Here is a 14,061-nt window from a genome sequence, read left to right as displayed (position 1 = left end):
CAATAAACGTAGGATAAACAGGGGGAAGTAAAAGTTAAACGAAAACTAAACAGCAAGAGTGTGTTGAATAAAAGAACGGGGCAGATGCCTCTACCCCGAGGGAATTACTTCTTAGCGTTGGCCTCCCGGATCTCCTTAACCTGTTCGGCGGTGACTGCTGGGGCTCGGTTGCCCCAACTGTTACGCACTAGGGTGGCAAGTTGGGCGATCTGTTCATCGCTCAAACGCCAGCCGAAATCTGGCATGGTGAGGCCGGTTGGGGCTTCGAGAGTGACTGGTGTGCGTGAACCGTTGATGATGATACTGATCACCGAGGAAGGATCGTCACCTACTAGTGCTGGGTTATGCGCTAACTGCGGGAAGGTGTTTTGATAACCTTGGCCATCGCTACGGTGGCAGGCGGCACAGTTGTCTTGATAAAGCTGCACGGCAACACTCCCACTATCACTGCTGAGTTTCGCCAGTTGCGTTGGCGTGCTGACCGGTACTGGTTTTTCCTGATTACTGGCAGGAAGGGATTTCAGATAATTGGCGATCGCTTGTAAATCGCTATCACTCAGATGTTGAGTGCTGTCTTGCACCACATCGACCATCGAGCCAAAAGCGGCGAAGCGTTTATTATGGCCTGTTTTCAAGAAATACGTGATGTCTTGCTCACTCCAGTGACCTAACCCGGTCAACTTATCACCTCGAAGGTTAGCGGCGTGCCAGCCCTCGAGCGTGCCACCGCTTAAATAGGCCTCATCGGTTTGGTCTAACGCTTTTTCTTGGAAACCGATACCGCGCGGCGTATGGCAACTGCCGCAGTGTCCCAGCCCCTGAACCAGATAAGCGCCACGATTCCATTCGGCATTTTGACTCTTGTCAGGTTGATAACTGTTATCGCTAGCAAACACCCAATCCCACATCGCCAACGGCCAACGCATATTCAAAGGCCACGGAATATCGCTTTCTTGGTTAGCCTGTTCCACCGGTTTAACCTGATGAATAAAGTAGGCGTACAACGCAGCAATATCTTGGTCGTTGATTTTGGCGAATGAAGGATAGGGCATCGCTGGGTACAGGCGTGAACCGTCACGAGCTATGCCTTTACGTAACGCATCGGCGAACTCTTGCTGACTGTATGCGCCAATACCGGTTTTTTTATCCGGTGTGATATTGGTCGAGTAAATGGCTCCCACCGGCGTGGTCATTTTCAACCCTCCGGCAAAAGGTGCTCCGCCGGGCGCGGTGTGGCAGGCTGCGCAGTCGCCAGCACGCGCCAGATATTCGCCCTGTTTGATTTGTTCGGCTAGGGGATTCGGTGCCTCAGCCATGACATAGCCGCTACTCAGCACCAGCAAGGCCAGCAGCGGAGTGGTTAATCCTTTCATGTTTCTCTCCTTTGCTGTCAGGCTTGCACCAATGGGCCGGGGTTTTTCAAATATTGGATGCGGATGGCTTCGGCGGAATAATAGGCCAGCGCACCGACAATGCCGGTCGGGTTATAGGCCAGATTCTGCGGGAAGGCACAGGCTCCGGTGACAAACACGTTCGGTACATCCCAACATTGCAGATATTTATTCACTACGCTGGTGGCCGGGTTATCACCGGTAATGGCGCCGCCGGTAGTGTGAGTCGATTGATAAGGACGTACATCATAATGCGAGCCGCTGTTCATCACTGAAACGCTCATCTGTTTCGGATTCATCACCTTGGCGATCTCACTCATTTTGCTGGTGATGTGCTGCGTCATCTTGATTTCGTTCTCTTTCCAATCAAATGTCATACGCAGTAACGGCAGGCCGTAAGCATCTTTGTAAGTGGGATCAAGATCGAGATAGCAGTCGCGGTAAGGCATCACTGAGCCTTCGGAACCGATGCTCATGGAATGTTGATAATTATCTTTGATGCCTTGCTTCCAGCCGCTACCCCAGGTTGGTGTGCCCGGTGGTAACGACATCTGCTGGATTGGGCGCCCCCCGGTACGAGTGGCTGAAACATAGGCTCCGCCGATAAACCCGAGAGCGCTGTGATCAAAGTTTTCTGAGTTCAGATCGTCAATCACCGTACCTGCTGCACCCGCACCGATAAACGGATTGAAGTGGGTATCTTTATCGTAAAACAGCGAGATGCCGCTATTCATTTGATAAGCATAGTTTTTACCCACAACACCTTCACCGGTTATTGGGTCGTAAGGTTTACCAATACCGGAAAGTAGCAACAGACGCACATTGTGTAATTGGAAGGCGCTGAGGATCACCAAATCCGCTGGCTGCTCAACTTCTTGCCCCTGAGCATCGATATAAGTGACGCCAGTGGCTTTTTTACCGCTGCTGTCCATGTTGACCTTGATCACTTGCGATCGGGTGCGGAGTTCGAAGTTTTTGCGTTGAGTGAGTACCGGCAAAATGGTGGTTTGTGGCGAAGCTTTCGAATACATAAAACAGCCAAAGCGCTCGCAGTAACCGCAATAGTTACAGGGGCCGAGTTGTACGCCGTAAGGGTTGGTATAAGGTTGCGAGCAGTTGGCGGCGGGAATGCTAAACGGATGGTAGCCTAGCGATTCAGCGGCTTTTCCGAACAGCGAGCCAGAATAGAGCTGTTTTAGTGCTGGAGTGGGAAACTCATTGCTGCGTACGCCTTCAAACGGGTTGCCACCTTTGATGATTTTACCTTGTAGGTTTCCGGCTTTACCCGCCGTGCCACAGACTTTTTCGAATTTGTCGAAATAAGGCTCCAGTTCGTCATAACTCACCGGATAATCCTGCACCGTCATACCTTCGGGTATCCACTTCTCGCCATATTTTTCAATCACGGTGGTGCGCATTTTTAGATCGGCGGGCAGGGCGCGCCAATGCATCCCGTTCCAGTGCACGCCCGCGCCACCCACGCCGTTACCCGGTAAAAATGAACCCAGTTGGCGGTAAGGGACGGCAAAATCTGCTGGTGTGTGGCGAACGGTGACGGTTTCATGCGCCATTTCCTGCATCAGTTTCAAACGTATGCCATAGGTCAGTTCATCCGCGATACGTGGGTAGGCAAAATCCGGGTAAGTATCGCGTTGCTCGCCGCGCTCCAAGGCCAGTACGCTTAAACCCGTTTCTGTTAACTCCATGCCCATAATGGCTCCGGTCCAGCCGAAACCGACAATGACCACGTCTACCGGTGGTTTCTTTATGCTGCTCATTTATGCATTCCTTTTGCTCGAGATACTGACAGGCGGTAGTGGGTAAGGCTGGTTGGGTTTGTCGACCCAGTCGGTGAAGTCTGCTCTAGCACCAGGGAAGCCGATCAACTTCCACGACGCTAATGTCTGATTGCCGCCATGAATAGGATCTGCCAGATAACCCTCTTTGGTGTTTTGCAGTAATTGGCTGAAAAACGCCTTACCTGGGAATGCATCGCTGTCGAGCTCGCCTTTCTCCAAGTTAGTGAGTAGTTGCTCTTGCTGTGAGTGATCGAGATCGGCGAAGACTTTCTGGTATTGCTGACGGCAATAGTTATTGATGGATTGGATCGCCGTGCGATAGGTTTCTCGCGGCGTTAACTTGGATTGATACCCCAGTTCTGGTGCTGAAGGAACGAAAGGGGGATGCATGTACCACAGGCCTCCATGACCGTAGGGTGTTTCCATTTGCTTATCGATAAAAATGGGAACGCCTTGGTCCACTGCACCGGGGCCATTGGCATCGTTAGGAATCAGTCGATCGCAAGCGGCCAGTAGAAAACGCCATTCATCATTGTTGAAATAAGTGGGGACATAGTGAGGCGAGATACCTTCAGCCGGTGCGGCTTTAGCTTCTAGCGTCAAAATGCTGCTACCCGCTGCGGCGAGTGGGATCAGTGCCAGAGTTTTCTTCAAGAAATTACGCCTAGGCGGCGTAGGGGAGCGTTGTTGCGACATAATTCCACCTTGAATATATGTGCCTGCGCGAGTCTTGCGGTTCACGATACCGTCATCCAACGGCATAAACAGACAGAGGTTGCTAAGTTGCCATACCAATAAATGATTAGCTTGCTAATTGTATGGTAGTTGTAGTTTAGGAGTGGAGGATAAGGTGAAACAACCGGACATCTGTTTCAAAACATTTTAATTAAAAATTATCTTATGTAGATCAATTTATTAACACCGATGGAATGTAGGTGAAATGAGGTAAAGTAGGAGTACGGACCTCTAATCCAAAAAATCATGAAACATAACAGCGACAACCCTCAAAACACCGTCGAAGAAGCGATACAGGCAACGTTTAGCCAGTATGTGCGTGGTATGACGCTGAAGTCCGCATTGCACCAAGCTCTCACACTACTGGTGACGAGTGGGCGCTTGGCTTATCAGGCCAAGTTGCCGCCGAGTCGTAGGTTGGCTACCCGGCTGGTTATCTCGCGCGATACGGTGGAACAAACCTATGCGCGGCTGGAGGCAGAAGGTTATATCACTCGTGGGGTTGGGCGCGGCAGTTTCGTGAGTTATCAACAAAATGCGCTAATCGGCCGTGAACTGTTGGCGACGGACAATCGGCAAGACGGTTTATTAGCCGAACGTGAGCTGAGTGACCATGGCCGCGCTTTGTTAGTGGACGATCACATCCCCCATACCAGCCGCAATGCTTCGCTGACACCCTCACTACCCGATTTGCGCGCTTTCCCGATAGATAACTGGTTGCAACTGGAAAAACAGGCGGTTAGGCAGTACGGCGAACGCCTGTTGGGTTATATCGAACCACAAGGCTTAGCGGAGTTACGTGGTGAAATCGTTCAGTATTTGCAACGTAAGCGTGGCGTCAAAGCGACGGCGGAGCAAGTGATAGTGGTGACCAGCTCTCAGCAGGCGTTATCGCTGTGTACGCAGGTGTTGTTCAATCCCGGAGAAACGGTTTTTGTTGAGGAGCCGGGGTATCAAGGGGCAAAAAAATTGGTTAAGTCGGCGGGATTAATCGCGCAACCGATCCGGATCGATCAATTGGGCATGGATATTGACGATTTAGTGAATACCTCGGTGGAGGGGCGAGGTGTTTACATCACACCTTCGCATCATTATCCGTTGGGGTACTCGCTGAGTATGGAGAGGCGCTTGAAATTGTTGGATTGGGCGCAGCGTGAAAGAGCTTGGATTATCGAAGATGACTACGATTCTGAGTTCAACTATGACCGACAAGCCAAAGCATCGTTACAGGGGCTGGATAGCGGCCAGCGCACGCTGTACATCGGCACCTTCAGCAAAACGCTGTTCCCAGGGTTGCGTATTGGTTTTATGGTGGTGCCTCCACAACTGATCAAACTGATGGTTGCCGCCAAACGGTTCCAAGATGGTTACACCTCGGCGTTGACGCAAATGACCTTGTTTAAGTTTTTGCATGACGGTTTTTATACCGAGCATTTAAGAAATATGCGGGTTTTGTATAAAGCGCGATTGGATATTTTGCATACCGCGGTACATCAATATCTTGCCGAATGGACCCAGCCTGCGCTGCCGCAAGGGGGCTTGCAGTTGGTTTGCCCGCTGGCCGATGCGCAAACGGAGCAAAGGCTGATAGCGGCCGCCGCCGCACAGGGCGTGAAACTTTACGGTTTGGCCGATTTTTACACCGCTCAACCGCAAAGCGGGGCGTTGGTGTTAGGGTTTTCAACTTATACACCGGATGAAATTATCCAGTTCGTCAAAAAACTGGCGCAGATTTTTAGTGCACTGAAGTCGGGCTAAAATTGGTCTGCTCACTGTTGTAAATTGGTCTGTATTCCATCGCTATTGGGCGGTGTATCCTCATTTGTATTCGGTTATTTCCAGATGTTAATGCCAGTGAGGTAGTTATGTTCCCATCAAACAATGAAGTGATTATCCGTCGCATGATCAATAGCGATAAACCTCAATGGCTAGAGTTGTGGCAAGGTTATCTGCATTTTTATCGTGCAGATATTACGCCGCAGGTGAGTGACTCTGCTTTTGAGCGCTTGGTAAATGACGAGCACATGTATGGCTTGGTGGCTGAAGGTGCAGACGGCAAGTTGCTGGGGTTGATGCATCTGGTTTTCCATCCTTCGACTTGGAGCAATGCCAACTATTGCTATATTGAAGACCTCTACGTCTCACCGCTGGCGCGTGGCCAGAAAGTCTCTGAAAAACTCTTTGAGAGAGCCTATCAACTGGCGGATGAACGTGGCAGCGATCGTGTTTACTGGATGACGCAAGAGTACAACGCGCCGGCACGTTCTCTCTACGATACGCTCGGTAAAAGAAGCTCATTTATCGTTTATACCCGCTAAGCCTCGTAGATAAGGAGCCTTATGAAAATCAATCAATTTGGTCAACCGGTGGGCGAGCCGATAGCGGATTGGCAAGCGGTGCCACGTCCCGGTGGCGTTACACTTAACGGGCGTTTTTGTCGGCTGGAACCGCTCGATCCTCAACGAGATTATGCGTTGTTGTTCGAGGTTTTCCAGCAAGCGCCGGATGGACGCGACTGGACTTATCTGTCTATCGAGCGACCAGAAACCCCAGAAGTATTATTGCAACATCTGAATAATTTACAGGCTAACCCAACGCTGGAAAATATGACGGTTATTGATCTCACCAGCGGAAAATCGGTAGGCACGGTAGCATTCATGCGCATTGATGAGGCGAACGGCGTGGTGGAGATTGGTCACGTCTGCTGGTCGCCGGCGATGAAGCAACGTTCCAGCGCCACCGAAGCAATAGCACTGATGTTACGCCATGTCTTTAATGATTTGGGGTACCGCCGTTGCGAGTGGAAATGTGATAGCCACAACGCACCCTCCAAAAAGGCCGCTCTGCGCTTTGGCTTTAACTATGAAGGCAACTTCCGTTACGCGGTGGTCACCAAAGGGCGTAGTCGCGATACCGATTGGTTCGCTATCACGGCTGACCGCTGGAGTGAAGTTGATAAGGCTTTCACAGATTGGTTGAGCGTAGATAATTTCGATTCGCAGGGGCGACAGATAAAGCGTTTAGAGGATTTTAGAGGCTAATATTTGATGCTCTGAGTGGGCATGAAAAAGTGTTCGAATAGGGTCGCTCGCGTTGTATGCCCCCCATACTGAGCGACCAACCTTGACGACTGTTCATCGGTAAAGCGCTGACAACCCATCTTACTTTGCACTCATTTATTCCCACCTCAATCTTTTCTGCACCAAACCCGCGCAACAATGTGACGGCGCGCAAATCAGGCCAAATTATTTTTGCGAGCGCGATCAGAAATATCGAAGTTTTTTGTCATTGAATAGCTTTTCGTTGGCGGTAATGATTTTACGCCGTATTTTTTCAATTATTCATTACGAATGCATAATTATTGCATAAATATGCAACATAACTCCTTGTTTTAGCGTAAAAAACCTCAAAAACCGCCTTGAATCCCGTTTTGGCACGATAGCTGCACTACACTCTTTATTAAACGGCGTGTATTTTAACTACTCGTTAACATTTATTCCCCGTTCTGGGGCGTTGGAAGTGGCATAAATAGCGGAAAAACGATTTTATGTAACAGATTTGTATCTAAATGGGCGTGATTGCGGAGCATAATCAGCGTCTTGAACAGGTCGATACGCAAAGTGGTTTTTTGGTTTTGTTACGGAATTCGGCGCAAGAACGGCTCTTACAGTCAAAACTCAGCCTTTGCTGAAATTACGAGGTCATTATGGAACAGCCAATCGCAGTCACCCGCCAGTCTTTCGACGACTGGATGGTTCCGGCTTACGCCCCCGCTGATTTTATTTTGGTACGGGGTGAGGGCTCCCATGTCTGGGATCAGCAGGGCAAATCTTATATCGATTTTGCTGGTGGGATTGCCGTTAACGCTTTGGGGCATGCGCACCCGGCGATGAAGGCCGCGTTGGTGGAACAAGCGGGCAAACTCTGGCATTTGGGTAATGGTTATACCAACGAGCCAGTGCTGCGTTTAGCCAAGCAATTGATCGACGCGACTTTCGCCGACAAAGTGTTTTTCTGCAACTCTGGCGCGGAAGCTAACGAAGCGGCGCTGAAGTTGGCACGTAAATATGCGCTGGATAATGGCAACAAAGAGAAAAACCAAATCGTTGCTTTCAACAACGCCTTCCACGGCCGCACGCTGTTTACTGTCAGCGCAGGTGGTCAGCCGAAATATTCCCAAGACTTCGCGCCATTGCCGGGCGGTATTACCCATACGCCATTTAACGATCTGGCTGCGGCAGCCGAAGTGATTAACGACCGTACTTGTGCGGTGATTGTTGAGCCGATTCAAGGCGAAGGCGGTGTACTGCCGGCAGATCTCAGCTTCTTGCAAGGGCTGCGTGAACTGTGCGATCGCCACAATGCGCTGCTGATTTTTGATGAAGTACAAACCGGCGTCGGACGTACTGGGCACCTGTATGCCTATATGCAATACGGCGTGGTGCCGGATGTCTTGAGTACCGCCAAAGCACTGGGCGGCGGCTTCCCGATTGGCGCGATCTTGACCACTGATAAACTGGCGAAAACGCTGGGTGTCGGCAGCCATGGCACCACTTACGGCGGCAATCCATTGGCGACGGCGGTGGCTGGTGCGGTGTTCTCGGTGATCAATACACCAGAAGTGCTGGCAGGGGTAAAACAGCGCCACCAGTGGTTTATTGATGGGCTGAACAAGATTAACCAGCAATACCCGATTTTCTCTGAGACTCGCGGTGGTGGCCTGCTAATTGGCTGCGTGTTGAACAAAGACTACGCCGGTAAGGCCAAGCAAATCACCCAACTGGCTAACGAAGAAGGCGTGATCGCCTTGATCGCCGGACCGGATGTGGTGCGTTTCACTCCTTCGTTAGTCATTCCTGAGCAAGACGTGAAGGAAGGTTTAGCGCGCTTTGAGCGAGCAGTGAAGCGGATATGCAGTTAAGTCACTGATTGAACGGCTGTGTCCACTGTGGTGCAGCCCTATGATTTCGAGGTTCGCATTATGATGATTATCCGCCCTATAGAGCGCCGTGACCTAGCCGATTTGTTAACGCTGGCTGGCAAATCCGGCATTGGCCTCACTTCGTTGCCGCAAAATGAAGATACCCTGTTGGCACGCATTGAGCGGACGTTAAAAACGTGGCAAGGCGAACTTCCTCGTGGTGAACAGTGTTACTTGTTTGTGTTGGAAGATACTGGGCGGCAACAGATTGTCGGCGTGAGTGCTATCGAGGTGGCGGTCGGTTTAACCGAACCTTGGTATAGCTTCCGTGTCGGCACACAAGTACATGCGTCGAAGCAATTAAACGTATACAAATCGGTGCCGACGTTGTTCCTCAGCAATGATCACACCGGGCATTCCGAACTCTGTACTTTGTTCCTCGATCCCGATTACCGCCACGGCGAGAACGGCAAACTGTTATCTAAAGTGCGTTTCCTGTTTATCGCTGCTTTTCGTGAGCATTTTGCTCGTCGCTTGATTGCCGAGATGCGCGGTTTTTCTGACGAAAATGGCCGCTCGCCGTTTTGGGAAAGTGTAGGGAATCACTTCTTTTCTATCGAGTTCGCCAAGGCGGATTACTTAAGCGGTACCGGGCAAAAGGCGTTTATCGCTGAATTGATGCCGAAACACCCGCTATATGTCGATTTTCTCGCGGCAGATGCACAAAAAGTGATTGGCGAAGTCCATCCACAAACCTTGCCAGCTCGTCGTCTATTAGAAAGCGAAGGGCTACGTTATCAAGGCTATGTGGATATTTTCGACGGTGGGCCGACGTTGGAAGCTGAAATTGACGATATCCGCGCGGTGAAAACCAGCAAGTTGGTCAAAGTGGTGCTCGACGACACACCAATGCGTCCTGATGCCCCGGTTTATCTGGTGGCAAACGACAACTATCAGAATTACCGCGCATTGCTAGTGCATGGCGAAGTGTATGACGGACGCCTGAATATCAACGCGGCTACAGCGGCGGCACTCGGTGTCGAACAGGGCAGCCCAGTGCGGGCGCTCCCCCTTATTGCACAGGAGAAAGTGTAATGTCACATCCTGCTCTATTGATTAATGGCACTTGGCAATCTGGCCACGGTGCGGCATTCAACAAGACAAATCCGGTGGATAACCAACCGCTGTGGCAGGCCAATGCTGCCGATAGTCATGACGTCGCCGCCGCGTGCGAGGCTGCTCGCGTCGCATTCCCCGCTTGGGCGCGCACGCCGTTTGAACAGCGTGAACAATTAGTTAAACGCTTTGCCGCATTGCTGGAAGAAAACAAACAGCATTTGGCTGAGGTGATCAGCCGGGAAACCAGCAAACCACGCTGGGAAACGCTGACCGAGATCCAAGCGATGATCGGCAAAGTGGGGATTTCACTGCAAGCCTATCAGACCCGTACCGGCACTACGCAGACGGCGATGCCCGACGGCGCTTCGGTAGTTCGCCATCGTCCACACGGCGTGTTGGCGGTGTTTGGCCCGTATAACTTCCCCGGCCATTTACCGAATGGACATATCGTTCCGGCATTATTGGCAGGGAACACCTTGGTGTTCAAACCGAGCGAGCTGACGCCACAAACGGCAGAAGAAACCATGAAACTGTGGCAACAGGCGGGGCTGCCGAATGGGGTGATCAATCTGGTGCAGGGCGGCCGTGAAACCGGTGAGGCTCTGGCTGCCAGCAACGATATTGATGGTCTGCTGTTCACTGGTAGCGCTGGCACCGGTTATCACCTGCATAAACAATTGGCTGGGCAACCAGAAAAGATTCTGGCGTTGGAGATGGGCGGCAATAACGCCTTGATCGTCGAGCAGATTGACGATCGCGATGCCGCTGTTCATCTGGCGATCCAATCGGCGTTTATCTCTGCTGGGCAGCGCTGCACCTGTTCGCGCCGTATTCTGGTGAAACAAGGGGCGGAGGGCGATGCCTTTATCGAGCGTTTAGTGCAGGTGGCTAGCCAATTGCGCATTGGTCGTTGGGATGCTGAACCACAACCATTTATGGGCGGGGTCATTTCGGCCGTGGCGGCAGAAAAAATGCTGGCGGCGCAACAGCAACTGCTGCAATTGGGTGGCAAAGCGCTGTTGACGATGGCGCGTTTGGACCAAGACAACTCGCTACTCAGTCCGGGGATTATTGATGTTACTGGCGTGCGCGATATTCCTGACGAAGAGTATTTCGGCCCACTCACTACCATTATTCGCTACCGTGATTTTGATGAGGCGCTACGCATCGCCAATAACACCCGTTACGGCCTGTCTGTCGGGCTGGTTTCACCCCAGCGTGAACAGTTTGATCGCCTGTTGGTGGAGGCCAGAGCCGGGATCGTCAACTGGAATAAACCGTTGACCGGTGCTTCGAGCGCGGCGCCGTTTGGTGGTGTAGGCGCTTCGGGTAATCACCGTGCCAGCGCTTTTTATGCGGCGGATTATTGTGCTTGGCCGATGGCATCGCTGGAAAGTGAGAGTCTGACACTGCCTGCCAATTTGTCACCAGGGTTGTCGTTTAATTGATGTTCTCCCCCGAGATGGGGGAGTTGGAGCACAGTATGTCAGAGTCTAAAACCATGTCAGGATATGAAGTCAATTTTGACGGTCTGGTCGGGCTGACGCATCACTACGCCGGGTTGTCGTTTGGTAATGAAGCCTCCACTCAGCATAAAAATAGCGTTTCGAATCCTAAGCTGGCGGCGAAGCAGGGTTTACTGAAAATGAAAGCCCTGAGCGATCTCGGCTTCCAACAAGGGGTATTGCCGCCACAAGAGCGCCCACATTTGCCCACGTTGCGTCAATTGGGCTTTAGCGGCACAGATGAAGCGGTGTTGGCACAGGCGATGCGTACCGCGCCACGTTTGCTTTCTGCGCTGAGCTCCGCCTCTTGTATGTGGACAGCCAATGCTGCCACTGTTTCACCTTCCGCCGACAGTGCTGACGGCAAAGTGCATTTCACCGCCGCTAACTTGAATAACAAATTCCACCGTGCGATTGAGGCGGAAACCACTTCCGCCGTGCTGAAAGCGATCTTCACCGATGAGCGCCACTTTGCCCACCATCAGGCGTTGCCACAGGTGGCGTTGTTGGGTGACGAAGGCGCGGCCAACCACAATCGGTTAGGCGGCGATTACGCCAAACCTAGCGTGCAAGTCTTTGTTTATGGCCGTCAGGAGTTTGGTGGTGCGATGGCGCCAAGCCGCTATCCGGCACGGCAAACCCGTGAGGCTAGCGAGGCGATTGCGCGTTTGCATCAGTTAGACGAACAAAGCACAGTATTTATTCAACAGAACCCGGTGGTGATCGACCAAGGTGTATTCCATAACGACGTGATTGCAGTCAGTAATCAGCAAGTATTATTCCATCATCAACAAGCATTCTTGCACCAAAAGCAGGCGTTGGATGAAGTGCGGCGCAAAATGGCGCACTTTGATCAACAACTGATGGCGATAGAAGTGCCAACGGAGCGAGTTTCAGTGGCGGATGCGGTGGCAACCTATCTGTTTAACAGCCAAATCCTGACTAAACCCAACGGCCAAATGATGATTGTGGTACCAGAAGAGTCACGACAGCATCATGGTGTATGGGAATATTTGAGCGAAATGGTCGAAAGTGGTGGGCCAATCGATGAGATCAAGGTGTTCGACCTGCGTGAAAGTATGCGTAACGGCGGTGGTCCTGCCTGTCTACGCCTGCGCGTCGCACTGAATGACCACGAATTACGGGCCGTGAATCCACGTGTATTAATGAATGAGGCTTTGTTCACCCGTTTGAATCAGTGGGTCGATCAGCACTATCGCGATCGCTTAACGCAGGATGATTTAGCTGATCCCTTGCTGTTGCGCGAAGGGCGTGAAGCCTTGGACGAATTAACCGTAATCATGGGGCTGGGTTCTATTTATCCATTCCAGCAATAAATAGGCTGAGGAGTGCTTATGTTCGATTTCTTGGCTCTAACCTTGGAAGGTTCAGCACCCGATGCGACTTCTGGGGAAAATGACCAGCTGCGTTGGCGCTGGTTAGGGGAAGGGCTATTGGAGCTGGTTCCGCTAGTTGAGTATCAACGCGCGGTAGTGCTCTCGGCAGGTGTACATGGTAACGAGACGGCGCCTATCGAGCTGTTGAATCAGCTAGTGGCCGAACTGCTGGCGGGGACGCGTTCTTTAGCGGTGCGTCTGCTGGTGGTGTTGGGTAATCCAATGGCGATGCGTGTTAATAAGCGTTATTTGAATGCGGATATGAACCGCATGTTTGGTGGCCGTTACGTTAACTTTGAATCGAGCGAGGAAACTGCGCGCGTACAGCGGTTGGAGCAGGTGGTATCGGCATTTTTCGAGGGAGAAGAGGCTGAGCGTTACCATTACGATTTGCATACTGCCATTCGGGAATCTCGCTTACCCCGGTTTGGTATTTTGCCTTACCAAACCCGTGATTACAGCCATGAAATGCTGACCTTACTGGATGCTGCAGAATTGGATGCGCTGGTGATCCACAGTGCGCCGGGTGGGACATTTAGCCATTTTTCCAGCGAATCTCAAGCGGCGGCTAGTTGCACCTTGGAGTTGGGAAAAGCCAAACCGTTCGGTTGTAATGATTTGCAGCAATTCGAGGCCATTAACCAAGCGTTGCAAACCTTCGTCAGCGGCGAGCCATTACCCAAACGGAAAGCGCCTTCCTTGCGGATTTTCCAAGTGTATCAATCACTGATTAAACGCAGTGAAGATTTCAAATTGAATTTAAGTGACGACACGGCCAATTTTACTGAACTCAAGCAGGGCTCGTTGCTGTGTGAACAACCCGGTGATGAATATCGCGTGCAGCATGAACAGGAATGGATATTGTTCCCGAACCCCAATGTCGCCTTGGGGCTGCGAGCAGGTATGGTACTTATTGAATTATCTCGCAGTAGACTATTCTGATCATCTCCCCGCCGTATTCTTTATTAAGGAGTACGGCTAATCCTTCTTCTGGTTTATAAACACGACTTGTCCTCTTGAAAAACTCTCATGATGACGAGAGAGGTTATTTATCTTTCATTCAAATCATTAAATAAAATTATCTTCTCACGCTAATCGAACATTGCTGTAGTTTTGAATTCTCTTGCTAAATCGGAATATTCTCTAAGCTAATGAGAAAATGTGAAATAAGTAACGTTTTTAATGACCATGCTA

The 14,061-nt window shown here is 51.1% G+C and carries 11 protein-coding genes; 8 read left to right on the top strand and 3 right to left on the bottom strand.

Annotated features, from left to right (window positions below; all coding sequences use genetic code 11):
- Positions 1 to 104: 104 nt before the first annotated feature.
- From AC3ISQ_RS12960 to AC3ISQ_RS12950, 3 genes are read right to left on the bottom strand one after another with little or no spacing between them, the layout of a single operon-like run.
- Complete coding sequence (locus tag AC3ISQ_RS12960; RefSeq protein WP_489347053.1) at positions 105 to 1,373, bottom strand: c-type cytochrome; 1,269 nt, start codon at positions 1,371 to 1,373, stop codon at positions 105 to 107.
- A gap of 17 nt (positions 1,374 to 1,390) precedes the next feature.
- Positions 1,391 to 3,169, bottom strand: a complete 1,779-nt coding sequence (locus AC3ISQ_RS12955; protein ID WP_489347051.1) for a GMC family oxidoreductase — start codon at positions 3,167 to 3,169, stop codon at positions 1,391 to 1,393.
- On the bottom strand, positions 3,170 to 3,886 hold the full coding sequence (locus tag AC3ISQ_RS12950; RefSeq protein ID WP_489347049.1) for a gluconate 2-dehydrogenase subunit 3 family protein: 717 nt from the start codon (positions 3,884 to 3,886) through the stop codon (positions 3,170 to 3,172).
- Positions 3,887 to 4,171: 285 nt separating this feature from the next.
- Here AC3ISQ_RS12950 and pdxR point away from each other — a divergent pair, with 285 nt between their 5' ends.
- The 8 genes from pdxR (at position 4,172) to astE (ending at position 13,809) form a co-directional block, all read left to right on the top strand.
- Entirely contained in the window at positions 4,172 to 5,683 is a 1,512-nt protein-coding gene (gene pdxR, locus AC3ISQ_RS12945; protein WP_489347047.1) for a MocR-like pyridoxine biosynthesis transcription factor PdxR, read from the top strand.
- 107 nt (positions 5,684 to 5,790) lie between these two features.
- Positions 5,791 to 6,243, top strand: coding sequence for a GNAT family N-acetyltransferase (locus AC3ISQ_RS12940; protein WP_489347045.1), 453 nt, complete (start codon positions 5,791 to 5,793; stop codon positions 6,241 to 6,243).
- Between the two features lie 21 nt (positions 6,244 to 6,264).
- The gene (locus AC3ISQ_RS12935; RefSeq protein WP_489347043.1) at positions 6,265 to 6,966 is read left to right on the top strand and encodes a GNAT family N-acetyltransferase; all 702 of its coding nucleotides are present in this window, start codon (positions 6,265 to 6,267) and stop codon (positions 6,964 to 6,966) included.
- 665 nt (positions 6,967 to 7,631) lie between these two features.
- Positions 7,632 to 8,846, top strand: coding sequence for an aspartate aminotransferase family protein (locus AC3ISQ_RS12930; RefSeq protein ID WP_489347041.1), 1,215 nt, complete (start codon positions 7,632 to 7,634; stop codon positions 8,844 to 8,846).
- A 60-nt stretch (positions 8,847 to 8,906) separates the two neighbouring features.
- Positions 8,907 to 9,941 (top strand): arginine N-succinyltransferase, encoded by a 1,035-nt coding sequence (gene astA, locus AC3ISQ_RS12925; protein ID WP_489347039.1) that lies wholly within the window; start codon positions 8,907 to 8,909, stop codon positions 9,939 to 9,941.
- A complete protein-coding gene (astD, locus tag AC3ISQ_RS12920; RefSeq protein WP_489347037.1) occupies positions 9,941 to 11,413 on the top strand; it encodes a succinylglutamate-semialdehyde dehydrogenase in 1,473 nt (490 codons plus the stop codon). Before astA ends, astD begins: the two co-directional genes overlap by 1 nt.
- 53 nt (positions 11,414 to 11,466) lie before the next feature.
- On the top strand, positions 11,467 to 12,807 hold the full coding sequence (gene astB / locus AC3ISQ_RS12915) for an N-succinylarginine dihydrolase (protein WP_489353277.1): 1,341 nt from the start codon (positions 11,467 to 11,469) through the stop codon (positions 12,805 to 12,807).
- An 18-nt stretch (positions 12,808 to 12,825) separates the two neighbouring features.
- Positions 12,826 to 13,809 (top strand): succinylglutamate desuccinylase, encoded by a 984-nt coding sequence (gene astE / locus AC3ISQ_RS12910; protein ID WP_489347035.1) that lies wholly within the window; start codon positions 12,826 to 12,828, stop codon positions 13,807 to 13,809.
- Positions 13,810 to 14,061 lie beyond the last annotated feature (252 nt).

The organism is Serratia sp. KH_031 (assembly GCF_057839655.1).
Note: the sequence above shows the minus strand (reverse complement) of the source record. Positions and strands in the feature narration are given on the sequence as shown.